Source organism: Neopararhizobium haloflavum, from assembly GCF_002750855.1.
Classification (GTDB): Bacteria; Pseudomonadota; Alphaproteobacteria; order Rhizobiales; family Rhizobiaceae; genus Georhizobium; species Georhizobium haloflavum.
Window position 1 is genome coordinate 88,461 of the sequence record NZ_NWUC01000008.1, and the last position, 23,964, is coordinate 112,424.

Here is a 23,964-nt window from a genome sequence, read left to right on the forward strand (position 1 = left end):
CGCTCTTGCGGCGAGGAGGCTGTGTGCGGCAATTGTCGGGCGCTGGTCAATGCGCCCTGGCCAAAAAGTCAGGTGACCCGGCGCAGGAAGTCGCGGGTTCGCGGGTCCTGCGGGTCGTCGAACAGCCGTTGCGGCGGGCCCTCTTCGACGATGCGTCCCTGATCCATGAAGACGACCCTGTCGGCGATCTCGCGGGCGAACTGCATCTCGTGGGTGACGATCAGCATCGTCTGGCGGCTTTCGGCGACGCGGCGCATCAGGTCCAGCACCTCGCCGACCCATTCCGGATCGAGCGCCGAGGTGGGTTCGTCGAACAGCATCAGTTCGGCGTCGAGCGCCATCGCCCGGCCGATGCCGACGCGCTGCTGCTGGCCGCCGGAGAGCGCGGCCGGATATGACCCCGCCTTGTCGGAAAGGCCCGTCTCGCGCAGCACCTGGTCGGCGCGTGCATCAGCCTCGCTCACCGACTGTCCACGAACGGTGATCAGCGCCTCGGTGATGTTCTCGCGCGCCGTCTTGTTGGCGAAGAGCGAATAGTTCTGGAAGACGAACGCCGTGGCGCGGCGCAGCGCCAGGATTTGACGGCGCGTCGCCTTGGCTGCGTCGACCGAAAGATCGCCGATCGCGATGGTCCCCGCGTCGGGGCGGTCGAGAAAATTGATGCAGCGAAGCAGCGTCGACTTGCCGGTGCCGGATGGGCCGATGATGACGATGCGCTCGCCGGCCTTGATGTCGAGATCGATGCCGCCGAGAACGGTGTTGGCGCCGAAGCGCTTGGTCAGACCCTGGATGCGGATCATCGTGCGAAGGCCCTGTTCAGTCGGGTTTCAAGCCGGCGCTGGCCGAAGGACAGCGCCTCGACGATGATCCAGTACAGTATGGCGACGACCAGAAACGCCTCGAAATAGAGGAAGGATCCGGCGGCCTCCTTCTGCGTCGCTCCCATCATCTCGGTGACGCCGAGCGTGAAGGCGAGCGATGTGCCCTTGATCATGTCGATGAAGTAGTTGACGAGCGTCGGCGCGGCGATGCGGGCGGCCTGCGGCAGGATGATGCGGCGCATCATCTGGCCGCGCGTCATGCCGACGGCTTCGGCAGCTTCCCACTGGCTGCGATCGACCCCCGTGATCGCCGCGCGAATACTCTCGGCCATATAGGCGGAGAAATGCAGCGTCAGGCCCATGATGGCGGCGGTGACACCGTTGATCTGCGTCAGGAACGCCAGCACCTGCGGCAGGCCATAGTAGAACAGGAAAAGCTGCACAAGCAGCGGCGTGCCGCGAAAGAAGCTGATGAACAGGACAACAGCGGAATCGAGGACGGGGACGCGGATGACGCGCTCGACAGCCAGCAGCGAAGCCAGGATGAGGGCGAGTACCATGGCGGCGAGCGCCATGGCGAGTGTCAGTGGGACATAGCCGAGAAGAACGGGCACCAGACCCAGCATGTAGTCCAGATCAAGTGCCCGCATGCCGGCTTACTCCTGCGTGGTGATGTCGCTAGCGAACCACTTATCGGAGATTTCCGCCAGTGTGCCGTCCTCGCGCAGCGTCGAAAGCGCCTGGTTGACCGCGTCGCGCAGCGCCTGGCCCTCCGCGTCGTCGCGGAACGGATAGGCATTTCGGATCTCGCTGAATGGCTGGCCGGCGAGCGCCAGCGGCAGGGGGCTTTCCGCGATCACCTGCGCGGAGGAGACGCGGTCCATGACGAAAGCGTCGACCCGGCCGAGCGCGGTGTCCTGCTCGATGTTGCTCTCATAGGTTCGGATGTCGATCTCGTCGGCGTTCGGCAGATCGCGCAGGAGGTCCTCGAAATTCGATCCGAGATTGACGGCGACCGACTTTCCGGAGAGGTCGTCGGGGCCCGAAATATCGCCCTCGTTGCCCTCGCGCGTGACGATCTGCGCGCCGTCGTAGACATAGGGTTCGCTGAAGATGAAGGCGGCCTCACGCTCGGGCGTGATGGTGATCTGGTTGGCGACGGTGTCGATCCGGCCGGCCTGCAGGGCGCCGATGAGACCGGAGAACGACATCGTCTCGAATTCGACTTCCCGGCCGAGTTCCTCGCCGATCGCGTTCATCAGATCGACCTCGAAGCCTTGCAACTCGTCCTGGCGCACGAAGGTGAAGGGGAAATAGCCGCCCGACATGCCGACACGGATCGGCGCGTCCTGGGCGAAGGCTGGCACAGCGATGCTGATCGCGGCAGCGGTGGCCAATGCGATTTTTGCGAGCATGGTCTTGATCCTTTCCGTTTGGCCTCGCCATATGGCGGCGGGACCCGGCCGGATCAATGGCGCGATGCTGAAAACACCGTTCAACCGGCGCATGGCTGCCTTGCAGGTCCACTTAGGGTGATATCAAGCGAACCGCGAAGGGGCCGAGGCGGCAGGTGGGCTCGTCGATGTCGATCGGTGCCGCCGTCAGGTTGACGAGAAGGACGGCAGGCCCGTCATCGGTTTTAACGCTGAGCGTCGCGCGCCTTCTGTCGAGCGATCGCGCGGTGAGCCTCTTGCCGGACAGTCCGGCAAGCGTCGCGATCACCTCGCCGATCGGCAGGAGCCCGCCCTGCGCCGCGAGAATGCCGCGTGGGCCGGTAAAGGCAGCGGGGACCCAGCGCGTGATGCCGGCATCGGCGATGGCCGCCGCATATCCGGCCGTCCATGCGGCGGCGAACAGGCCGCGCTGGCGCGGATCGTCATGAGCCATGCAGATGCGCTCGCCGTCAGGGTTGTCCATCGTGCGCGAGCCATAGGGGTTCTGCCGCATGGCAATGGTGGTCGGGCCGAGCCGGTAGTCCATGTCGCGCCCCGCAAAGGCCCGCACCGAGCGCGTGATGTGGGCCAGCGCCTCCAGTGTTTCCATGACCGAAATGTCGTCGGCCGCGTGGACGATCGGTGCCGTGCCGTGCGTGACGAAGTCTATCAGATCGAGGGGAGGGCGCTTGCGGTTGAGTTCGGTGAAATAGCTCGCCATGCCGCCGCCGAGCGTGACGTGCGGGAAGGCGCGGCGGGCGGCGGAATAGATGTCCGCGAGCGGCGGGCAGGCCGGCCATCGGCTGCCGGGCGGCGTCGACTGGCGATCGACGGACGGACACACGAAAACCGCGTCAAGCGTCAGGCCGGCGGCGCGCACCATCGCGGCCACGCCGCCAAGCTCCTCGTCGAGATCGCCGTTGGCGGCGAGGATGCACTCCAGTTCGTAGTCTGCCGGATAGGCCCTTTGCAACGCGGCGAATGCGTCGAGTGCGTCTTGTCCATGGCCGGCCATTCTGTCGAAATGACAGAGGATGACCTGCGGCGCGACCGCCCGCAGGGTGTCGATTGCGGCAAGCGCGTCGCTAGCCTCCTCGGGGGCGATGACGAGGCCGATCTTCGGCATGCGGAGATCGCCCGCAAGGCTGTCGTCGCATGGCGGGGCGGGTGATGGCGCGTTGCGTGCCGCGCGCACGCTCAGCGTCACCGACTGGCGATCGGCGATGCCCGCCGGCATGACATAGGGCCAGGGCCTGGCGAGAGGGCGCACATAGGTCTTGTAGGACGCGTCCGACCAGTTGCGCTGGTCCTCCATTTCGAAGGCATCGCCCTCCATCCGGCAATCCACGCTGAGCCCCTCGGGAAAGTGCGTCAGGGCGCGGATGTCCTTGAAGGGCTGCCACGGTTCGATGAGATCGGGAAAGGCCGCCGCCTCTACCACGCCGTCGCAGTGCTCGACGCGCACCGCCTCGCCGGACACACCGCCGATCGGGTGGAGGACGGTAAAGCCGCAGCGGTTGGTCTCAAAGTCGCCGTCCGGCATGGCCTCGACCGAGAATGACAGGCGGCCGTTCGCATCGCCTTCGATCTTTGCACGATAGAGGAGGGTCGCGCCCGGCCCATGGCATTCGCCGCGATAGGACACGCTGAACCGTTCGTTGTCTTCCAGAACGGACAGATCGCGGATGACCGGCGCCAGCGTCCCCCAGTCCCGGTCGCGCACCACATAGGAGATGGCCCGGATGATCTCGGTGTCACCGTAATGGATGTGGCGCAGATTGCCGGCCTCGAGGCGTGCTGTCAGCAGCCCGGCGCGAAGCACGCGGAAGGGTTCTGCGGGGACCGCCGTGCCGTAGAGACGGCATGGATCGGAAGCGCCGTTCATGTCCCGAATTCGCTCATGGCGATCGTCCGGCCGCCGCTTTCGGCCGACGCGTATGCGGCATGGACGAGGGCCAGCGTCTTGAGGTTGTCGCGGCCGGAGGTTTCCGGCTGGCGGCCGGCCGACAGGCAGTCGACGAAATGGCGCTGAATCGCAAGGACGCTTTCCTGGATGTTGTGCCAGGGGCGCTCGGCCCACGATAGCAGCGGAGGCGCGACGTCCGTTTCTCCGGTTTCGTCTCCGTCGTGCACGCTCAGCCGATAATCGGCGCCAAGGCGCAGCGTGCCCTCGCTGCCGTCGATCTCGATCAGCGTCTCGGGAAAATTCTCGCGCGGCAATCGCGTGGCATAGGAGCAGTCGACGATGCTGGTTGCGCCCCCCTGGTGGACGAGCATCATGGTTGCCACGTCCTCTGCGCGGATTTTCGGATTGACCCTTTTCGTGGAAGCCGCAAGCGTCGCGACGTCGCCGAAAAGAAAACGCGCGATGTCGAGGATATGGATGCCCAAATCCTCGATTATGAAGCGCTCGCCAGTGGCGAGATAGGGTTGTCCGGCATAGACGTCGTAGGCGGAGCGGAAGCTGACGCGCCCGAAAAACGGTGCGCCGATGCGGCCCTCGTCAAGCACCGCCCTGACGGTGCGCAGCGCTGACTGCCAGCGGAAATTCTCATGCACCATCAACGTGACGCCGGCGCGGTCGGCAGCCTCGACCATGGCGGCCGCATCTTCCATCGTCTCGGCGAAGGGCTTCTGGCAGATGATGTGGAGCCCGTGGCTTGCGGCCATCTCCACGAGCGGGCGGTGCGTTGCGGCGGTCGTCGCGATGTCGACGAAGTCGAGATCTTCTTCTTCGAGCATCCGTGCTGCGTCGTCATGGGTGCGCGCGATGGTGAAGGCGTCGGCGGTTTGCGAGAGCCGCGCGGTATCCCGGTCGCAAAGCGCGATGATCTGCGCGCCATCGATATCACGCCAGGCGTGGAGATGGTTCTGTGCGAAGAAGCCGCAGCCGATCAGCGCGCCCTTGAGCATCCTTGTCTCTCCTTCTCAGCGTCCGATCGCAGCTTGCTGCTGCAGTGCGACGCGCGCCTGCAGACGCTGCTGGGCCTGGTCGACCACGACGGCGGCGATGATGACAAGCCCCTTGATCACGGTCTGCCAGAAGGACGATACGCCCATCATGACGAGACCGTCGGAAAGGATGCCGATGACGAAGGCACCGACGATTGTGCCAGCGATACGGCCGCGCCCGCCCGACATGGAGGTTCCTCCGAGCACGGCTGCGGCGATGGCGTTGAGCTCGAAGGTCTCGCCGGTCGCCGGGTGCGAGGCGACGAGCTGGGACGAGATGATGAGGCCGACGATCGCTGCGCAGAAGCCGGAGAACATGTAGACGAACATCTTGACGCGCTTGACCTTCACGCCCGAAAGGGCAGCCGCGCGCTCGTTGCCGCCGACGGCGTAGATGTGGCGGCCGAGCGGCGTGCGCTGCGCGAGATAGGCCGCGCCGCAGCCAACCGCGATCAGGATCCAGATGGTGAAGGGTATGCCGAGGAAGGAACCGGCGCCGAGAACATAAAAGCCGTTGGAGCCATACTCCGGATTGCCGTTGAGGTTCGGGAATGTCGACCCGTCGGACGACAGCAGCGCCAGGCCCCGCGCGATATAGAGCGTGCCGAGCGTCGCGATGAAGGGCGCGACGTTGAGCCTGGTGATCAGCGTCCCGTTGACCGCGCCGACGAGGACACCGACGAGAAGCGTGATCGCGATGATCTCGAAGATGTTGAAATAGAGCGTGTAGCCGATGCCGAGATCGACGCCGTTGAGGATCAGCCAGCCCGCCACCATGCCGCACAGGCCGACGATGGATCCGACCGAAAGGTCGATGCCGCCGGTGATGATCACGAAGGTCATGCCGATGGCGAGAAACGCATTGAGCGCGACGTGCTTCGACATGATGACGAAATTCGCGGTGCTGAGGAAGTTGGGCGCGGCGAAGGCGAAGAAGGTGAACACCGCGATCAGCGCGATGAAGGTGCGCATCTTGAGAATGAGCAGCAGCAGCGATTGCCGTGAGGCAGCGGGCGCGCCGACCGTGGCGGTTGTGGTCGTCATGGATAAGCCTCCTCGGTGGCGCTGTCGGGTGCATGGGCCGGCGCATGAGCCGGCGCGTGGCCGACGGCCGATGCGGCGACGATGTCTTCCTCGCGGGCGTCCTCGCCCGAAAACGTGCCGGTGATGCGTCCGTTCGACATCACCACGATGCGATCGGACAGCGACATGACCTCCTCCAGATCGGAGGTGACGAAGAGGATGCCCAACCCCTCGGCGGCAAGCCGGCGCATGGTGCGGAAGATCTCCGCCTTGGCGCCGACGTCGACGCCGCGACTGGGCTCGTCCATCAGCAGGATCTTTGGCCGCGTCATCAGCGCCTTGCCGATCACCACCTTCTGCTGGTTGCCGCCGGAGAGCGAGCTGACCGGGTTCTCCGGGCTGGCGATCTTGATCGTCAGCCGTCGAACGAAATCCATGACGCCGTCACGTTCGCGCCTCAGATCGAGGTGGAAGCCGCGGGCGAAGCTCTTGAGGCTGGAGAGCGACATGTTCTCGCGGATCGCCATGATCTGGATGAGGCCTTCGGCCTTGCGGTCCTCGGGGATCAGCGCGATGCCGCGGGCGATCCGTCCGCTGACGTCGCGTTCGTCGAGCGGCCGGCCCTCGACGTGGAAGGTGCCCGTCGAATGCGGATGTTGGGCCATGATGCATTCGAAGAATTCAGAGCGCCCGGCACCCATCAGCCCGTAGATGCCGATGATCTCGCCGGCCCTCAGCGACAGCGAGACATGGTCGACCGAAAGCGCGCCGGTGCGCGAGGGCAGGCAGATGTCTTCGGCGCGGAAGATCTCCGGGCCGAAATCGTGCGCCTGGGCCTTGGCGAAATCCTTCGAGGCCGAGCCGATCATGTTGCGCACGATCCAGCCGACATCGACGCCGTCCATGGCCTGAGCGCCGGTGATCCGGCCATCGCGCAGAACGGTGATGTAGTCGCCGATACGGATCAGCTCTTCCAGCCGGTGCGAGATGTAGACGATGCCGACGCCCTGACGCTTCAGGTCGGCGATCACGCGGAACAGGATCTCCACTTCCGATGCGCTGAGCGCCGAAGTCGGTTCGTCCATGATCAGGATGCGGGCATCCTGCGCCAGCGCCTTGGCGATCTCGACGATCTGCTGTTCGCCGATCCTGAGTTCGCCGACCAGCGCGTCCGGTGCGATGTCGTGTTCGAGCCGCCGCATCAGCGCGCGTGTCGCCTCGGCATGGTCGGCGCCGTCGATATCGACGCCCAGCCTCGTTTTCTCGCGCGCGATGAAGATGTTCTCGGCGACCGTCATGTTGGGAAAGAGATTGAGTTCCTGAAAGACGATTCCGATGCCGTGGCGCGCCGCATCGCGCGTGTCGGAAAGGACCACCGGCTCGCCGTCCAGGAGGATGGTCCCCTCGGTGAGTTTCTCGACGCCGGCGATGACCTTCATCAGCGTCGACTTGCCCGCGCCGTTCTCGCCCACCAGCACGTTGACGGCTCCGAGGCGGACGTCGAAATCGACCTTGTCGAGCGCGCGGGTGCCCGGATAGACCTTGCTCGCCCCGCGCACGGACAGGCCGATCGGATGGCTTTTCGGGCTCAAGGCGCGATCTCCTCAAGCGCAACCGGCGTCACGAGAATCTCGCCGCCGGCCTGGCTCAGCGCGAACGCGCCGGTGACCCGGACCTGCCGGCCTTCCAGATCGTCGCGGTCAAGCGGGGCCAGCGCGCCGTCATAAGCGCGCGTGTTGAGCGAACGCGAGAGCTGGGCAAAGGCGATCTGATCGCCGAACGAGGTGAAGTCGATGAAGGGCAGCGCATCGCGAAGCGCCGTGCCGCGCAGCACCGGCCCGAGTTGCACCGTCGCATCGCCCGCCCCGTCGCCGTCGATGTCGACATCGGCAGTGGCCGCGCGTGTCTCGGTGTCGGCAGCGACGATCGTGCCGGTGAACTGAGTCGTGAAATTCCATGCGCCGCCGCTGCCCGCCGGGCGGTAGGCGTATTCCTCTCCGGCCGCCTCGATGTCGCTTTCGATCGCCGGCAGAAGCGTGGCGAGATCGGTCGCCGCGTCGTTGAAATGCGCCATCACCTGATCGTCCCACATGGCGGCGACCTGCGCGTCCATGTCGTTGGCCGGCGCCGTGGACGAGCCACCGGCGGCAGAGCCTTCGCCCGCCTCGTCGACGTTCTTCACCAGCTTGCAGCCGGCCAGCGATGTCAGCGTGAGGGCGAGGGCGAGGGTGAGCCGGAAGGGAAGGGGCATGCCGATATCCGTCCTGTGGCGCGCGTCAGCGGACGCAATTGCTGAAAGCCCGCGTCGAAGAGGCGCGGGCTTCCCGCCTTGAAGGCATAATCGCGGATCAGTTCGTCAGCGCGAAGGTTTCAAGCGCATCGGCGTTGTCGGCGTTGATCAGGATGCAGTCCATGAGCTGCTTTTCGTCGAGGCCGGTCGATCCGGTCTTGAGATACTGATCGGCCTGCTCGACGGCCATTTCCGCCTGGCGATAGGCCGGCTGCAGCACGGTCGCCTTGATCCCGCCGGCCTTGATGGAATCACGCACGTCGTTCGACCCGTCGAAGCCGACGACGATGACGTCGGTGCGGCCGGCTGCTTCCAGTGCCGCCCATGCGCCCATCGCCATGGTGTCGTTGCCCGAGATCACGCCCTTGATCTCCGGATTGGCCTGCAGGATGCTTTCCATCCGCTCATAGGCTTCCGTCTGGCTCCAGTTCGCCGATTGCTGGGCAACCATTTCCAGATCGGGATACTGGTCGATCACATCGTGATAGCCCGACGAGCGGATGCCGGCATTGGTGTCGGACTCCTTGCCGAGCAGTTCGGCATACTGGCCTTCCTCGCCCATCAGCGAGACGAACTCTTCGGCGCCGAGCTGTGCGCCCTGATAGTTGTTGGAGACGATCTGCGAAACGGCGATGCCGGTTTCGGAAATCTCGCGGTCGATCAGGAATGAGGGAATGCCCGCTTCCTTGGCGCGGCGGACGGGCGCGACCGATGCGTCGGCGCCGGCATTGTCGAGAATGATCGCCTTGGCGCCGCGTGCGATCGCCGTGTCGAAAAGCTGGCTCTGCTTGTTGGGGTCGTCGTCATGGACAAGCACCAGCGTCTCGTAGCCGAGTTCCTCCGCCTTTGCCTGCGCGCCTTCCGCCTCGGCCTTGAAGAACGGGTTGTCGTGGGACGGTGTGATGATGGCGATCAGATCGGCGGCGGATGCGGCCATGGGCTGGCCGATCATCATCGCGGCGGCAACGCCGGCAAGAAGCACTCTGCGTGTGAAAGTCATGGTTTCCTCCCTCAAAGACCTTCGAAACGAATATGTGAAAAACGCGTCCGGCCTCGCCCCGGACGCATCAGGTCCGCATCGCTCAGGTGATCCGGCGAATGCTCTCGGCGATCTCTCCCGGTTCGAAGACGCCGATCCAGTCGTCGCGCATCAGCCGTGGCTTGCCGTTGGCGATCGCCTTGTTGCAGGCATCGGAAAAGACGCCCTCGACCTCGCCCATCGTGACGGCACCGAGGATGTTGAGATGGCCGAGCAGGAAATCGCGGGCCGCCTCGCGGTCGACGCCGCGGCGCACGACCTCGTCCATCGCTTCCTTCATGACGACGAGCAGCGTGGCGCACACCGTCTCCGACAGTCCAGGCTCCAGCAGCGCCATCTGTTCGACGGTCACCCGGTGGGCGCGCAGGATCGGCTTGAAGATGGTTTTCGCGATGTCCTCGCCGATCGCATAGTGCTCCTCCGGCCCTTGCATCAGAGCCGAGACGATCGCCTGTCGCGCGGCGACACCGCCGAAGAAGTCACGCTTGGCTGCCATGTCCGTCTCGTCGTTGAAGATCGGCGGATGGCACGGATGCGTGACGAAGAAGGTGACGTCATCGCGCTCGGGGAAATGACCGGCGAAAGGAGCTGCCGCATCCAGCGCCATGAGGATGGTGCCCGGCGCGACCTTGTCGATCAGGCCCGATGCGACCTTGCGGATTGCCGTGTCGGGCACAGCAAGGATAACGGCTTTGGCGCCATCGAGCGCATCCTCCAGCGCGACGCAGTCGACGCCCACTTCTGCCTTCAGGCGCTGACGGCCGGCCTCGCCGACCTCGACATGCGCCACGTCATAGCGCGAGCCGACGAGATTCTTCGATAGCCGGACGCCCATTTTGCCGCCGGCGCCGATCAACGCGATCTTCATGAATGGTCCTCCCCAAACGTGTGGGAAGGACCATCGCAGTGAAAGATCACCTTGTCAACTGGTATGACGAGATGACTTATTGGGCGTCAAACCCCGGATGGAACGCGACACGCCCGGTGGGGGCGGCGCCGCTGAAGACGAGGCGTTGAAAATAGATCGGCGGCGGGCCCTCGAATGTGAGGGCGGGATCGTGTGTGAACCCGAAGCGGGCATAATAGGCCGGATCACCGAGCACCACGCAGCCGCGCGCGCCCTGCGTCTCAAGGCGCGCCAGGCCGACGCCGATCAGTTGCCGGCCGATGCCGTGTCGCTGCCGGTCGGGCCGCACAGATACGGGGCCGAGCCCGAACCATCCATCATGTCTGCCGTTGATCGTCACCGGCGAGAACGCGGCATGGCCGACCACTGCTCCATCCTCGACCGCGACGAGCGAAACCGTCAGCGCGTCGGCCGCGCGCAAGGCGTCGACGATCGCCGCCTCCGTTCCGCTTGCATAGGGAACGGTGGAAAAGGCGGCCGACGTGACCGCGCGAATGTCGTCGCCGTCGCCGGCCCGTTCGTCGCGAATGTCCATGCGTCAGACCTGCCCGAGGCGGAGGCGGCATGCAAGTCGGTCTTGCCGGGCCTTGCGGTTATTTGCCCGAAAAGGCCGCCGTGCGCTTTTCGAGGAAGGCGCGCATGCCCTCCTTCTGGTCGTCCGTCGAAAAGAGCATCTCGAAAAGCCGTCGTTCCATCAGGAGGCCGGTGTCGAGCGAGGCATCGGCGCCGGCCAGCGTGACCTCCTTGGTCAGCCGGATGGAGATCGGCGGCAAAGCCGCGATGGTGCGAGCGATTTCGAGCGCGCGCTCCATGACGTCGCCATCCGGCACGACCTCGCTCGCCAGCCCCATTGCGAAGGCCTCGGTGCCGGTCACCGGCTCTCCCGTCAGCACCATTTTCATGGCCCGGTATTTGCCGACCGCGCGGATGAGCCGCTGCGTGCCGCCGCCGCCGGGCATGACGCCGACGCGCACTTCGGGCTGGGCAAAGCGCGCGTTCTCGCCCGCCACGATGATGTCGGCGTGCAGCGCCAGTTCGCAGCCGCCGCCGAGCGCAGCGCCGCGCACCGCCGCGATGATCGGCACCGGGCAGGCGACGATGACGTTCCAGAATTGGCGGATCCGGCGGCGCATGATGTCGACGGCGCCATCCTCCACCACTTCCTTGAGGTCCGCACCCGCGGCAAACGCCTTGTCGTCGCCGGTGACGATGACGCAGCGCAGGCTTTCATCCTCGTTCAGCGCCTGGAACTGGGCGACGATCTCGGCGCGCAAGGCCGTGTTGAGCGCGTTGCGCGCTTCCGGGCGGTTGAGCCGCAGCACCACGATGCCGGCCGCTGGCTCCTCACGCAGGACAAGTGCCATCTTCGCTCCTCCGTTGATACGGCAGCGACGCTAGCGGCTCGGGGCGTTATTGGGCCAATGGAATTACAAAATGGCGTTCATTCATTTCGATGATGATCCTAAAGCCGATGGCACAGCGCCTGCAGGGCCTGGCGCAGCCAGATGTGCCCCGGATCACGCTCCATGTTGTCGCTCCAGATCACGTAGATCGGGATTTTTGGAAAATCGATGGGCGATTTCAGAACCTTGACCCGAAAATGCTCCATGTAGAGCATCGCCATGCGGCGCGGCAGTGTGCAGATGAAATCGGTGCTCTTGACGATCAGCGGCATGGAAATGAAGTGCGGCACATGCAGGGCGCGATTGCGCGACAGGCCTCGCTTTGACAACTCCCGGTCGACCATCGGGGCTTTTTGCGAAAGCACCACATGGGGCAGGGAGATGTACTGCTCGAGCGTCAGCGTGTCGCGGATCGTCGGATGGTCGACGCGAACCATGGAGACGAGTTCGTCCGTCATCAGGTGCTGGTTGGTGAAGCCTTCGCCCCTGACCCTGAAATAGTCGATCGCCAGATCGATCCGCCCGTCCTTGAGGTCTTCCTGCAGCGCCAGGCTCTGCTTCGGCAGGACCTGCGCCTTGATATGCGGCGCAACGCCCGTGAGCCAGTCCATGAAGCGCGGCGTGATCACGGCTTCGCCGTAATCCTCGGCGGCGATGGAAAAGATGCGGTCCGACTGGGTGTAGTCGAACTGGGCTGCGGTGTTGCGCAGCGCGCTGGTGATCAGGTCCAGCGCCTGACGCACCTCCTGGATCATCTGGCGGGCGCGCGGTGTCGGGCTCATGCCGCGGGCCGTGCGCAGGAACAGCGCATCGTCGAGCGCCCCGCGCAGCCGCGCCAGGGCGTTGGAGACCGCCGGCTGGCTCATGGCCAGCCGATCGGCGGCGCGCGTCAGGTTGCCCTCGGTGTAGATCGCTTCGAACACCAGCAGCAGGTTGAGATCGATCGTCCGTAAATTCATGACATCAATAATGACGATTATGGACTTCAATTAGACTTATAGCATGCCTGCTTCTAGCGTTCCTGGCAATGAGGAGAGCGACCGGACGGGACGCCGGTCGAAAATGCGAGGAGGCGGGCCGTGGCAATCGACAATGCCGCTGAAATCAGAACCATCGGCGTCGTTGGCGCCGGGGCGATGGGGCGGGGGATCGCGCAGGTCGCGGCGACCGGCGGCTATGCGGTGCGTCTCATGGATGCCAAGCCGGGTGTCGCCGATGCCGCCCGGACGTTCGTCGGCGATCTTCTGACGCGCGCCGTCGACAAGGGCCGGATGACCAAGGACGAGGCCGATGGCGCCATGCAGCGCCTGACGCCGGTCGAATCCCTCGGCGCGCTCGCTGATTGCGATCTTGTCATCGAAGCGGTCGTCGAAAAGCTCGACGTCAAGCAGGCGGTGTTCGCAGAGCTTGAAGACGTGGTCGGCGATGATTGCATCCTCGCCAGCAATACCTCTTCGCTCTCCATCACCGCGATCGCTGCGGGCAGCCGGCGCCCCGAACGCTTCGCCGGCATGCATTTCTTCAACCCGGTGCCCCTGATGAAGCTGGTGGAGGTGATCGATGGGCTTTTGACCGGGCCGACCGTCGGCGAGCGGCTGGTCGAGGTCGGCCGGCGCATGGGACGCGAGCCGGTGCGCGTCGGCGATGCGCCGGGTTTTCTCGTCAACCAGATCGGCCGCGGCTACACCATCGAGGCGGCCCATATCGCCGACGAGAAGATCGCCGATTTCGCCGCGATCGACCGCATCATGCGCGACCTCGTCGGCTTTCGCATGGGCCCGTTCGAATTGATGGACCTTACCGGCCTCGATGTCACCCATCCGGCGACCGAACTCATCCACGACCAGTTCTATTTCGAGCCGCGCTACCGACCCTCGCTCCTGATGGCGCAGCGTGCGACGGCCGGCGTCCTCGGCCGCAAATCCGGCGGCGGGTTCTACGCCTATGCCGACGGCAAGCCAGTGACGATAGCCGAGGCGGCGCCGGCCGGAACGGCGGATCGTCCCATCTGGGTCAGCCGTGCGGATGCCTGTCTCGGCGGCGGGCTGGCGAAGGCGCTTGCGGCGGGCGGTGCGAGACTGGACGAGGCGGCGAGACCGGGCAGCGATGCGGTCTGCGTCGTCACGCCGATCGGCCAGGATGCGACGAGCGCGGCGCTTGCCGAGGGCCTCGACCCGGCCCGCACCGTGGCGGTCGACGGCCTCTTCGGCTTCGACCGGCGGCGCGTCGTCATGCCAACGGCGGCCACCGCGCCAGAGGTGATGTCGCAAGCGCGGCTCGCGCTGGCCGCCGGCGGCGTGCCGGTGACGGTGATCCGCGAAAGTCCGGGCTTCGTCGCCCAGCGCATCGTCGCGATGATCGTCAACATCTGCGCGGCGATCGCCCAGAGCCAGGCGGCCGCGCCGGACGACATCGACAAGGCGCCGCAACTCGCGCTCAATTACCCGGCCGGGCCATTGAGCCTCGGCGACAGGATTGGCGCGGACCGCATCCTCAGGGTGCTGGAATCCCTGCAGGCGGCGTATGGCGACCCGCGCTACCGGCCAAGTCCCTGGCTTTCGCGCCGCGCGCGGCTCGGCCTTTCGCTGACGGCGCCGGACCCGTCCCTGACATGACCGACCGAAACGTTTGAAGGATTGACCTGATGCTCGACGCCTATCTCTACGACGGACTGCGCACGCCCTTCGGACGCCATGGCGGCGGGCTCGCAAGCGTGCGGCCGGATGACCTTCTGGCCGGCGTGATCCGCGACGTCATGCTGCGCGTCCCATCGGCGCGCCCCAGGATCGAGGACATCGTCGTCGGCTGCGCCAATCAGGCAGGCGAGGACAGCCGCTGCGTCGCCCGCCATGCCGGGCTCCTTGCCGGTCTGCCGATCGAGGTCGGCGGCACCGTCGTCCAGCGCAATTGCGGCAGCGGCCTTGGCGCCATCGCCTCCGCCGCCCATGCCATCACGGCGGGCGAAGGCGAGGTCATGATGAGCGGCGGGGTGGAAAGCATGAGCCGCGCCGCCTTCGTCATGAGCAAGGCCGAAACCCCGTTCAGCCGCAACGTGCAGATCTTCGATTCCGGCGTCGGGGCGCGCTTTCCCAACAGGAAGATTGAAAAGACCTTCGGTGACGATTCGATGCCGCAGACGGCGGACAATCTTGCGGAATGCCATTCGATCAGCCGCGGGGATGCGGACCGCTTTGCCCTGCGCTCGCAGGAAAACTATGCCCGCGCGGCCGCTGCCGGCTATTTCGACGAGGAGATCGCACCGGTATCCATTCCCCAGCGCAAGGGCGACCCCAAGATCGTGGCAAAGGACGAGCATCCGCGTGCGACGACATTCGATGCGCTGGAGGGGCTCAAGCCGCTTCACGCGGGCGGTGTGACGACCGCAGGCAGTTCGTCCGGCATCAATGACGGCGCCGTCGCGCTCCTGATCGGCAACCGCGAGGCGGAGCAGAAGCTGGAACGCGCACCAAGGGCGCGGATCCTGGCGACGGCCGTCTCCGGCGTTGCGCCGAAGATCATGGGATACGGCCCCGTGCCGGCGTCGACCAAGGCGCTGAAGCGTGCCGGCCTTGCGATCGGCGACATGGACGTCATCGAGATCAACGAGGCCTTCGCCGCACAGGTTCTGGCCTGCCTCAAGGGTCTTGGCGTTGCCGCCGACGACAGCCGCGTCAATCCCAATGGCGGGGCCATAGCGCTCGGCCACCCGCTTGGCGCATCGGGCCCGCGCATCTTCCTGACGGCTGTGCGTCAACTGGAGAGAACCGGCGGGCGCTATGGCCTCGTCTCCATGTGCATCGGCATGGGGCAGGGGATCGCCGTGGTGATTGAACGCCTGGAGCATTGAGGGAAAGGACGTTGCCATGACTGTCGCCATGCACGCCGCGCCGGCCGCCGACGAGGATTTTTCCGCCTTCACGCAACTCGGCGGGGCATTCCAGTGGGACGATCCGTTCCGCATCGACGATGCGTTGTCCGACGACGAGCGGATGATCCGCGACAGTGCCCGCGCCTTTGCCCAGAAGCGGCTGATGCCCGGCATTCGCGACGCCAACCGCACAGAAAGCTTCGATCCGGCGATCATGCGCGAGATGGGCGAGATGGGGTTTCTCGGCGCGCCGATCGAGGGTTATGGCTGCGCCGGCATCAGCTATGTGGCCTACGGGCTGATCATGCGCGAGCTCGAGCGCGTCGACACGGCCTATCGCTCTGCCTGCGGCGTCCAGACGACGCTCGCCATGACGCCGATCTATGCCTATGGCAGCGAGGCGCAGCGCCGCAAATATCTGCCCGATATGGCAAAGGGCACGCTGCTCGGCTGCTTCGGCCTCACTGAGCCTGACCACGGCTCCGACCCCGGCAGCATGAAGAGCCGGGCGCGCAAGGTCGCGGGCGGCTGGCGGCTTTTCGGCAACAAGATATGGATCACCCATTCGCCGATCGCCGACATCATGGTCGTCTGGGCCAAGGACGATGACGGCGTGATCGGCGGGTTCATCCTGGAACGCGGCATGGACGGCATCTCGACGCCGAAGATCGAGGGCAAGTTCTCGGTCCGCGCCTCGCCGACCGGCGAGATCGCGATGAACGATGTCTTCGTGCCCGAGGCGAACCGGTTGCCTCATGCCAGGGGTCTCGCCGCACCCTTCGGCTGCCTCAACAATGCGCGCTTCGGCATCTGCTGGGGCGCGATCGGCGCCGCCGAGTTCTGCTGGCACGCGGCGCGAAGCTACGTGATGGAGCGCAGCCAGTTTGGCCGGCCGCTCGCCGCCAACCAGCTGATCCAGAAGAAGCTCGCCGACATGCAGACCGAGATCACGCTCGGCCTGCTTGGGTGCCTGCATCTCAGCCGGTTGAGGGACCAGAAGCAGGCTTCACCGGAGATGCTGTCGCTGTTGAAGCGCAATTGCGCCGGCAAGGCTCTGGACATCGCGCGCACGGCCCGCGACATGCATGGTGCCAACGGCATCGCCGACGAGTATCACGTCATACGGCATGTGATGAACCTGGAGACGGTCAACACGCTGGAAGGTACGCACGACATCCACGCGTTGGTTCTCGGCCGCGCGCAAACGGACATTCAGGCGTTCCGCTGACAGGACTGGCAAGACGGCCGGGGAGGGGCCAGGACAAGATGACAACCGATCTATCACGGCTCGTGCGCCCGCAATCCGTCGCCGTCGTCGGCGCTTCGTCCGATTTCCGAAAGGTCAGCGGTCGCCCGATCAAGCATCTGATCGACAAGGGCTATCAGGGCCGCATCTTTCCGATCAATCCGAAGGCCGAGCGCATCGGCGACATCCCGGCGCTCGCCTCGATCGCCGATCTGCCGGAGGGCGTCGATCTCGCCATCGTGGTCCTGCCGGCCGATGCGGTCGCGGGCGCCATCCGCGCGCTCGGCCGGCGCAAGGTCGCGGCCGCTGTCGTTTTCGCCTCCGGTTTCGGCGAAGTCGGGCCAGAGGGCGCGGCGATGGAAGCCGAGCTTGCCGGCGTCGCGCGCAGTGCCGGCGTGCGGCTCCTCGGGCCGAACTGCCTCGGCCTGTTCAATGCGTTCGAGCGCATGATCGGGACGTTCAGCCAGTATGTCGACGGCGAAGTGCCGGCCGGCCCGGTCGCCTTCGTCTCGCAGTCCGGTGCCTTTGGCACGGCCATCTCCGCGCTGGCGCGGGCACGCGATCTCGGCCTCGGCTATTTCGTCAACACAGGCAACGAGGCCGACATCACCTTTGTCGACGCGATGGGCGAGGTCCTTGCCGACGAGCGCATCAGGGTCGGGGCCGGCTATATCGAGGGCCTGAAGGACGGGCCGGGGCTGGTGCGCCTTGCCGAAAAGGCAATGGACCTCGGAAAGCCGCTGGTTCTCACCAAAGTGGGCCGAACCGGTGCCGGCGCGAAGGCCGCCGCTTCGCACACGGGATCGCTGGCCGGCGAGGATATCGTCTTCGACGGTGTGCTCAGCCAGAACGGCGTCCTTCGCGCGCGCAACGAGGAGCATATGCTGGACCTCGTCGAGATCCTCGCCAATTGTGCATTGCCGGCTGGCGGCGGCGTCGGCATCGCCACGCAGTCGGGCGGAGCTGGCGTCCTCATGGCCGACCGCGCCGAGGAACTCGGGCTGACGGTCGCCGAATTGTCTGACGCCACGCGGGCGAAGATCGCCGCCACCATTCCCGGCTTCGGCGCCACAGGCAATCCGGTCGACGTCACCGGCCAGTTCGTCGCCGATCCGGCGGTCCTCAGCGACAGCGTCGTCCATATGCTGGCGGACCCGGCCGTCGATGTCGGCATTGTCTGGCTGCAGCTCATGGGCGGCCATGTCGACACGCTGGTCTCGATCTTCGAGGACATCAAGGCCCGTGTGGAAAAGCCGTTCGTGGTCGCCTGGGTGGCTGCGCCGGAAGCTGCGCTCAGGGCGCTTCGTGCGCGCGGCATCGCCGTGCTGCGCGGCGCTGAGCCTGCTGTCGACGCGGTCGCGGGGCTTGTGCGCTTTGCCGCCGCGCGCCGCCAGCATATGGACGACAAGCACGATGTGCCTTCAGGCGCGCCGGGGCATTCACGCCTGACACAAGACGGCATCGTGCCGACTGTCATGGCGACGGAGCTGTTGCAGTCTGCCGGCGTCTCCATCGTGCCGGCGCGTGCTGCCCGGTCGGTCGAGGAGGCGGTGGCCGCGGCAGCCGAGCTCGGCTACCCGGTCGCCATGAAGGTGGAATCCCCCGATATCCTGCACAAGACGGAAATCGGCGGCGTCAGACTTGGCCTTGCCGATGAGGCTGGGGTGCGGCGCGCGTTTGGTGAACTGGACGCGGCGGCGCGGCACCATCGCCCGGATGCGCGGCTCGATGGCGTCGTGCTGCAGCCGATGCGCACAGGCGCGGTGGAGGCGGTGATCGGCCTGAAGAACGATCCGGTCTTCGGCACGGTCGTGATGCTCGGTCTCGGCGGTATCTTCATCGAGGTGCTGAAGGACGTCGTCTTCGCAAGATGCCCCGTCACGCCGAGCCAGGCAAATGCGATGATCGGCGGGCTCAAGGGTGCCGCGATGTTCGGCGCGGTGCGCGGGCGTGCCCCGGTCGACACGAAGGCGCTGGCGGAGATGGTGGTCGCGGTCTCGCGGTTCGGCGCCGAGTACGACGGCGCGATCAGCGAGCTCGATCTCAATCCGGTGATGCTGAGCGCCAGCGGCGCGGCGGCTGTCGATGTCGTGTTGATCGGTGAGGGGGCGTCGGCGACGAACCTCGCGCGATCCGCCTGAACGGCCTTGGCAGCGCATTCATGCAGCCTATAAGGCAGATTATGAGTATCAATTGGACGAATAATGCTGACGTGACTACCGTCGTGATATGGCGGAAACCCCGTCGAATTTAACGGGTAAACGGAGTTTTGGTCGAAAAACGCTAATCGTTCTGGGAGGAATATCGAGATGGCGTATGCAATGAGAACAGTGATCGCGGCAGGGGCGCTGGCGCTCGCCACACAAGGCGCCGTCGCACAGGATTTCAGCCTCATGTCGGCACCGTTCGGAAGCGGCTCCTACGTGCTCGGCGGCGCGCTGGAACAGATCGTCGCCGCCAATTCCGAAACCATCCGCGTCAGCCACAGCGAAAGCCCGGGCTTTGCCTTCAACCACATTCAGCTCCAGCGTGAACCGGATCTGCGCAAGACCATGATCATCGGGTCGGGCCGGGCGATCAGCCAGCTTGCCGTGCGCGGCGAGCCGCCCTTCGAGGAAGAGCTGCCGCCGGTCAAGGCGCTCGCCAACTACAATCTCGGCAGCAATTTCCTGGCGACGCTCGATCCCGAGATCAAGACCGTCGCGGACCTTGAGGGCCGGCAGGTCGCGCTCGGCCGGCCGCCGCAGATCAACTGGACGATCCAGCCCGAATGGCTGCTCAAGGAAGGGTGGGGGCTCGGCGACAGCGTCTCGATCCAGTATCTCGGCACGCAGGAAGCGGTGACGGCATTGCTCGACGGTCAGGTCGATGCGGCGATCGTCGGCGGCTATTTCGATCCGCTGTCGCAGCAGATGGAACTGTCGCCGCAGACGTCGGAATTTCTCGCCTCGGGACGTGAGGCGCATTTCCTCGACTGGGGCACCGCGGAGGTGGAGAAGACCGCCGAAGCAGGCATGCCGATGACGCCGATCACGCTGCCCGCCGAGGCGCTGCCCGGCCGCGACGAGCCGCTCGAAGGCTTTGCCGACACGATTTCCTGGACCGTCTCGGAGGAATTCCCCGAAGAGGCGGCCTACGAGATCACCAAGCTGATCATCGAACATGTCGGCGAGTTCGCCGAATATCACGCGCTGGGCAAGCTGATGTCGCCCGAGGCGCTGGTCTATGGCTGGGACCGGGAGGAGTTCCATCCCGGTGCGCTGCGCGCCTACCAGGAAGCCGGTATCCTGGAATAAAGACCGCCGCGCCCGCCTGCGCCGGATGGCCGGGCGGGCGCCGTCATCCGCATCGGTACCCGTGGTGGACCCCTCGGCGCCTCGACTGGCGCCGGGATGGAGGAGGTGGATCCCATGACGTTCGAGAAGGTTCTCAACGCGCTCATCCTGACGGTCGCCCTGGCCGCGGTCGGTTACCACATGCTGATCACCCAGGTCCTGCTGGTCGGCTCGTTCGAACACCAGACGATCCATCTCATCTTCCTCATCGCGCTGATCTTCCTCGGCGGCATCCGCGCCGCCGAAACATGGGTCTCGCGCCTTGCCTCGACCGCCTTCCTCGCGGCCGGGCTCCTGGCCACCGGCTATATCCTCTTCAATCTCTCGCATCTTGAAATGGTGCTCGGGTTTCCCGAGCCGACGGACGTCCTGATCGGCGTGCTCTTGATCCTCGTCGTCCTGGAAGGCACACGCCGGGCCTGGGGCATGGTGATGCCGCTCGTCGTCATCGTCTTCGTCGCCTATTTCTTCCTCGGCCACCATATGCCGGGGCCGCTCTATCACCGCCCGTTCAATTTCAGCTACGTGATCTCCTATCTCAGTGTCGGACTTTCGGGCATCTACGGCAGCTTCCTTTCGATCTCCGCCAATTACGTCTTCCTCTTCGTCGTCTTCGGCGGGCTTCTGGAAATCCTGAAGGTCCACGATCTCTTCGAGGAACTGGGCAAGATCGCCGGGCGCTATCTGCGCGGCGGGGCAGGTCAGACGGCGGTCGTCTCCAGCGCGCTCGTCGGCACGGTCACCGGCGCGGCCGTCGCCAATGTGGCGATCACCGGCGCCTTCACCATCCCCTACATGAAACAGACGGGCTACAGGCCGCACGTCGCCGGCGCGATCGAGGCGACGGCCTCGACCGGCGGGCAGCTGATGCCGCCGGTCATGGGCGCGGCGGCATTCCTGATGGCCTCGTTCCTCGGCATCTCCTACGCCAGCATCATGCTCGCCTCGCTCATCCCGGCGATGCTCTATTTCTGGAGCTGCATGCTCAGCGTCCAGCTCATCGCGGTGCGCCACAAGATCGAGGCGCCGGTGCAGGCCGTCGATACCGGCCTCATCCTGCGCCGACTGCCGCTCTTTGCCATTCCGCTTGCGGTGCTCGTCGTGATGCTGCTCATGCAGTATTCGGCCAATCTCTCGGCATTCTGGGCCATCATCGTCGCGATCGTGCTCGCCTATGTCTCGCCCGAGACCCGCCCGACGCCGCTGGCGCTTGCCAAATGCCTGGCGCGCGGTGCCATCGTCGGCGCGCAGATCGGTATCGCGCTCGCCTGCGTCGGGCTGATGGCGCAGACGCTGATCACCACCGGCATGGGCACCAAGATCGCCGGACTGGTGGAGATGCTGAGCGGCGGCAGCCTGCTCCCGGCGCTTCTCATCACCATGGTGGTCTCCATCATCCTCGGTCTCGGCATCCCGACCAGCGCAGCCTATGCGCTCGTCGCCATCGTCGTCGTGCCGGCGCTGGTGCGCATGGGCGTGACGCCGCTCAGCGCCCATTTCTTCGCCTTCTATTTCGCCGTCGTCTCGGCCATCACGCCGCCCGTCGCGCTCGCCTCGCTCGCCGGGGCGAGCATTGCCGGCGCGGACTACATGAAGACGTCGCTCTGGGCCTTCGGCATCGCGATCTCCGGCTTCATCATCCCGTTCCTCGTGGTCTACAACCCGGTTCTGGTGCTCGCGCCCGACAGCTGGTTCCACGGCATCTTCGCGCTGATCGCGGTGCCGGTCGGCATGAGCGCGCTGACGATGGCCATGTTCAACTGTGCGCTGACCATGTTCACGCTCACCGAACGCGCAATGGCGATCGGCTCGGCCGTGCTGATGCTCGGCTTCGTCGTTCTGCGCCAGGACACCAGCCACAGCCTCGAATATGCCGCGCTGACCCTCGGCCTCGCCATCTTCGCCGCCCTGATGAGCGGCCAGCTGCGCAAGCGCCGCGCCGAAAAGGCCGAGACCGCCAGCGGCCCGACACCGACCGGCCCGGCACGGCTCCACGGCGTGCTCTAGCGAATGGTGGAACGGCGCGACCCAGGGTGTGGTGCCAGTTCCATAAGAAGACTTATGCAGCTGAATGCGGGGCGTAGAAGCCCGAGGTGCCGGACTTCGGTGGACACGGATTGGCGGATTTTGGAACGTCAGGCTTCGAATTTTGTCATCAGCTCAAGGCGCCAGGTTCCTTTTGCGAAGATATTCATGCGTTATTGTCAGCCTCGCCTGGTTGCCGATCGAGTTTGAGGCGATCTGATCGTAGACATGATTGGCGAATGGAATGCGGACGATATCGACTTCAACGCCGGCTGCCTTCGCCGCCTCGACGAACGCATAGACGCTATCGGACACGACGAGGCCATCTCTCTCTGGTTCGATCACCAAGGTGGGTGGTGCCTCGGCCGAAATGTAGGTTGCCGAACTGATCGCCGATATCCTTTCCGGAAATTCGTCCGGCGTGCCACCCACATATCCCATCATCAGCATTCGGGGCTCGAAGCCCGGCACCGGGAAGCCACGTTCATAGGTGGCGACGGGATCCACAGCAGGATATTGTACGACGACGGCCTTGGGCACCGGCACATTTCCGCAATTCGACCGTACGCGGCCCAGTGCTGCACCATAGGCCAGATTGATGGCGAGATTGCCGCCGGCGGAGTCTCCTGCCAAGACAATACGCTCCGGGTCTCCGCCAAACGTCTCCGCGTTAGCGTAAACCCAAGCAAGGCCGCAGGCCACGTCCACTGGGGCTTTGTTCCATGTCGGGTTATCAGGTGTGAAAAGTCGATAGCTCAAGCTGAACACGACCCAACCACGATCGGCAAACCAGCGCAGATCGGCCGCAGTCTCGGTATTGGTGCCGATCATGAAACCGCCGCCGTGAATATAAGCGTAGACGGGCGCGACGAGTGGCGGCGTTGGCGGAAGATAGATTGCGGCTGTAAGGGCATTGCCCTCTACGTTAGAAAATGTCGCGATCTGATCGGGCCGCGGCTCTGCCATCTTTCCCAGGAAGAGACCGGTAACAGGATTGATCCTTCCACCCGCTGCGCCTGCCGCCAACATGATGCTGCCGACAATGAAGGTCGAAGCCAGCACTCCTGCAAGTGAAATGACAATTGCGGCGAGACCGAGCCGATGGGATCCCAATCTCCAGCATGCAATGCCGACAATCGCGGCGATCAACGCAAGCATCACGAGATGAGGCCCAAACGTCGTCCAAAGCGACGACGACATGGCCGCGTAGTAACTGTATGTCGGGTCGAGCGTGGCGCCGAGAGCCAAAGCCAACACCATTCCAGCAACTGCGATGGCTCCGAGGCACAGCACCAGTTTTAGCCACCACAGCGTGTTGCGCTTCGAACTCTGAACCATGTGGCTGCCTCGCAGAGCCTCGCCGACAATCGATCACACAGAAACCGAGATTAACACGAACCGTGCTCAGTTCGGTTGTGAACGTCAGTGTTGGCGGAACGATGGTTCTCCCTCTTGATCGGCAACGACCCGAACCCGGCCGGAAGCCGACGAACACCGGAAGAAACAAGATCCCAGACCCCTCACCCAGTCGACGCATCAGGCGCCCCACGAAATCAGCATTGTCAGCTCTGTCCGATGGGCGCATTCTGGCCGCAGGATGCGTCAGGGTCTGTTGATCGGCA

General features: G+C 65.2%; 20 protein-coding genes. 6 read left to right on the plus strand and 14 right to left on the minus strand.

The window, feature by feature from the left end; translation table 11 throughout:
- Positions 1-68: 68 nt before the first annotated feature.
- The 13 genes from CN673_RS16865 to CN673_RS16925 all read right to left on the minus strand — a co-directional run bounded on the left by CN673_RS16865 (position 69) and on the right by CN673_RS16925 (position 12,827).
- Positions 69-800, minus strand: a complete 732-nt coding sequence (locus CN673_RS16865; RefSeq protein WP_099867559.1) for an amino acid ABC transporter ATP-binding protein — start codon at positions 798-800, stop codon at positions 69-71.
- Positions 797-1,471: an amino acid ABC transporter permease gene (locus CN673_RS16870; protein ID WP_099867560.1), complete on the minus strand. Its 675-nt coding sequence runs from the start codon at positions 1,469-1,471 to the stop codon at positions 797-799. The genes CN673_RS16865 and CN673_RS16870 overlap by 4 nt, the downstream gene beginning before the upstream one ends.
- Before the next feature lie 6 nt (positions 1,472-1,477).
- Positions 1,478-2,236 (minus strand): amino acid ABC transporter substrate-binding protein, encoded by a 759-nt coding sequence (locus CN673_RS16875; protein ID WP_099867681.1) that lies wholly within the window; start codon positions 2,234-2,236, stop codon positions 1,478-1,480.
- 112 nt (positions 2,237-2,348) lie between these two features.
- On the minus strand, positions 2,349-4,139 hold the full coding sequence (gene apnL / locus CN673_RS16880; protein WP_099867561.1) for a D-apionate lactonase: 1,791 nt from the start codon (positions 4,137-4,139) through the stop codon (positions 2,349-2,351).
- Positions 4,136-5,167, minus strand: coding sequence for a Gfo/Idh/MocA family protein (locus tag CN673_RS16885; RefSeq protein ID WP_099867562.1), 1,032 nt, complete (start codon positions 5,165-5,167; stop codon positions 4,136-4,138). The genes apnL and CN673_RS16885 overlap by 4 nt, the downstream gene beginning before the upstream one ends.
- A 15-nt stretch (positions 5,168-5,182) precedes the next feature.
- Positions 5,183-6,250: an ABC transporter permease gene (locus CN673_RS16890; protein WP_099867563.1), complete on the minus strand. Its 1,068-nt coding sequence runs from the start codon at positions 6,248-6,250 to the stop codon at positions 5,183-5,185.
- Positions 6,247-7,821 carry a sugar ABC transporter ATP-binding protein gene (locus CN673_RS16895; RefSeq protein WP_099867564.1) on the minus strand — a complete coding sequence of 525 codons (1,575 nt, stop codon included), beginning with the start codon at positions 7,819-7,821 and terminating at the stop codon, positions 6,247-6,249. Before CN673_RS16895 ends, CN673_RS16890 begins: the two co-directional genes overlap by 4 nt.
- Positions 7,818-8,480: a DUF2291 family protein gene (locus tag CN673_RS16900; protein WP_099867565.1), complete on the minus strand. Its 663-nt coding sequence runs from the start codon at positions 8,478-8,480 to the stop codon at positions 7,818-7,820. The genes CN673_RS16895 and CN673_RS16900 overlap by 4 nt, the downstream gene beginning before the upstream one ends.
- 97 nt (positions 8,481-8,577) lie before the next feature.
- Positions 8,578-9,519 carry a D-ribose ABC transporter substrate-binding protein gene (locus CN673_RS16905; RefSeq protein WP_099867566.1) on the minus strand — a complete coding sequence of 314 codons (942 nt, stop codon included), beginning with the start codon at positions 9,517-9,519 and terminating at the stop codon, positions 8,578-8,580.
- 82 nt (positions 9,520-9,601) lie between these two features.
- Positions 9,602-10,426, minus strand: coding sequence for a phosphogluconate dehydrogenase C-terminal domain-containing protein (locus CN673_RS16910; RefSeq protein WP_099867567.1), 825 nt, complete (start codon positions 10,424-10,426; stop codon positions 9,602-9,604).
- A gap of 76 nt (positions 10,427-10,502) precedes the next feature.
- Positions 10,503-11,000, minus strand: coding sequence for a GNAT family N-acetyltransferase (locus CN673_RS16915; protein ID WP_099867568.1), 498 nt, complete (start codon positions 10,998-11,000; stop codon positions 10,503-10,505).
- Positions 11,001-11,058: 58 nt separating this feature from the next.
- A complete protein-coding gene (locus CN673_RS16920) occupies positions 11,059-11,829 on the minus strand; it encodes an enoyl-CoA hydratase-related protein (protein WP_099867569.1) in 771 nt (256 codons plus the stop codon).
- Between the two features lie 98 nt (positions 11,830-11,927).
- Entirely contained in the window at positions 11,928-12,827 is a 900-nt protein-coding gene (locus CN673_RS16925) for a LysR family transcriptional regulator (protein WP_099867570.1), read from the minus strand.
- Positions 12,828-12,947: 120 nt separating this feature from the next.
- Between CN673_RS16925 and CN673_RS16930 the strand changes: the two genes are divergently transcribed.
- The 6 genes from CN673_RS16930 to CN673_RS16955 all read left to right on the plus strand — a co-directional run bounded on the left by CN673_RS16930 (position 12,948) and on the right by CN673_RS16955 (position 22,324).
- Positions 12,948-14,483: a 3-hydroxyacyl-CoA dehydrogenase gene (locus CN673_RS16930; RefSeq protein ID WP_245409966.1), complete on the plus strand. Its 1,536-nt coding sequence runs from the start codon at positions 12,948-12,950 to the stop codon at positions 14,481-14,483.
- 29 nt (positions 14,484-14,512) lie between these two features.
- Positions 14,513-15,715, plus strand: coding sequence for an acetyl-CoA C-acyltransferase (locus tag CN673_RS16935; RefSeq protein WP_099867571.1), 1,203 nt, complete (start codon positions 14,513-14,515; stop codon positions 15,713-15,715).
- Positions 15,716-15,743: 28 nt separating this feature from the next.
- Positions 15,744-16,964 carry an acyl-CoA dehydrogenase gene (locus CN673_RS16940; protein ID WP_099867683.1) on the plus strand — a complete coding sequence of 407 codons (1,221 nt, stop codon included), beginning with the start codon at positions 15,744-15,746 and terminating at the stop codon, positions 16,962-16,964.
- 38 nt (positions 16,965-17,002) lie between these two features.
- Positions 17,003-19,123, plus strand: a complete 2,121-nt coding sequence (locus tag CN673_RS16945) for an acetate--CoA ligase family protein (protein WP_099867572.1) — start codon at positions 17,003-17,005, stop codon at positions 19,121-19,123.
- A 180-nt stretch (positions 19,124-19,303) separates the two neighbouring features.
- Positions 19,304-20,278 carry a TAXI family TRAP transporter solute-binding subunit gene (locus CN673_RS16950; protein ID WP_157928933.1) on the plus strand — a complete coding sequence of 325 codons (975 nt, stop codon included), beginning with the start codon at positions 19,304-19,306 and terminating at the stop codon, positions 20,276-20,278.
- A gap of 114 nt (positions 20,279-20,392) precedes the next feature.
- Positions 20,393-22,324 (plus strand): TRAP transporter permease, encoded by a 1,932-nt coding sequence (locus CN673_RS16955; RefSeq protein ID WP_099867574.1) that lies wholly within the window; start codon positions 20,393-20,395, stop codon positions 22,322-22,324.
- Between the two features lie 153 nt (positions 22,325-22,477).
- Here CN673_RS16955 and CN673_RS16960 read toward each other — a convergent pair whose 3' ends face one another.
- Positions 22,478-23,680 (minus strand): alpha/beta hydrolase, encoded by a 1,203-nt coding sequence (locus tag CN673_RS16960; RefSeq protein ID WP_099867575.1) that lies wholly within the window; start codon positions 23,678-23,680, stop codon positions 22,478-22,480.
- Between the last annotated feature and the right edge of the window lie 284 nt (positions 23,681-23,964).

Coding starts and splice junctions, on each gene's coding strand:
- CN673_RS16940 (WP_099867683.1), top strand. CDS start 15,744: ATGCACGCCGCGCCGGCCGCCGACGAGGATTTTTCCGCCTTCACGCAA.
- CN673_RS16945 (WP_099867572.1), top strand. CDS start 17,003: ATGACAACCGATCTATCACGGCTCGTGCGCCCGCAATCCGTCGCCGTC.
- CN673_RS16885 (WP_099867562.1), bottom strand. CDS start 5,167: ATGCTCAAGGGCGCGCTGATCGGCTGCGGCTTCTTCGCACAGAACCAT.
- CN673_RS16950 (WP_157928933.1), top strand. CDS start 19,304: ATGAGAACAGTGATCGCGGCAGGGGCGCTGGCGCTCGCCACACAAGGC.
- CN673_RS16910 (WP_099867567.1), bottom strand. CDS start 10,426: ATGAAGATCGCGTTGATCGGCGCCGGCGGCAAAATGGGCGTCCGGCTA.
- CN673_RS16955 (WP_099867574.1), top strand. CDS start 20,393: ATGACGTTCGAGAAGGTTCTCAACGCGCTCATCCTGACGGTCGCCCTG.
- CN673_RS16870 (WP_099867560.1), bottom strand. CDS start 1,471: ATGCGGGCACTTGATCTGGACTACATGCTGGGTCTGGTGCCCGTTCTT.
- CN673_RS16865 (WP_099867559.1), bottom strand. CDS start 800: ATGATCCGCATCCAGGGTCTGACCAAGCGCTTCGGCGCCAACACCGTT.
- CN673_RS16905 (WP_099867566.1), bottom strand. CDS start 9,519: ATGACTTTCACACGCAGAGTGCTTCTTGCCGGCGTTGCCGCCGCGATG.
- apnL (WP_099867561.1), bottom strand. CDS start 4,139: ATGAACGGCGCTTCCGATCCATGCCGTCTCTACGGCACGGCGGTCCCC.
- CN673_RS16915 (WP_099867568.1), bottom strand. CDS start 11,000: ATGGACATTCGCGACGAACGGGCCGGCGACGGCGACGACATTCGCGCG.
- CN673_RS16960 (WP_099867575.1), bottom strand. CDS start 23,680: ATGGTTCAGAGTTCGAAGCGCAACACGCTGTGGTGGCTAAAACTGGTG.
- CN673_RS16935 (WP_099867571.1), top strand. CDS start 14,513: ATGCTCGACGCCTATCTCTACGACGGACTGCGCACGCCCTTCGGACGC.
- CN673_RS16920 (WP_099867569.1), bottom strand. CDS start 11,829: ATGGCACTTGTCCTGCGTGAGGAGCCAGCGGCCGGCATCGTGGTGCTG.
- CN673_RS16900 (WP_099867565.1), bottom strand. CDS start 8,480: ATGCCCCTTCCCTTCCGGCTCACCCTCGCCCTCGCCCTCACGCTGACA.
- CN673_RS16875 (WP_099867681.1), bottom strand. CDS start 2,236: ATGCTCGCAAAAATCGCATTGGCCACCGCTGCCGCGATCAGCATCGCT.
- CN673_RS16925 (WP_099867570.1), bottom strand. CDS start 12,827: ATGAATTTACGGACGATCGATCTCAACCTGCTGCTGGTGTTCGAAGCG.
- CN673_RS16890 (WP_099867563.1), bottom strand. CDS start 6,250: ATGACGACCACAACCGCCACGGTCGGCGCGCCCGCTGCCTCACGGCAA.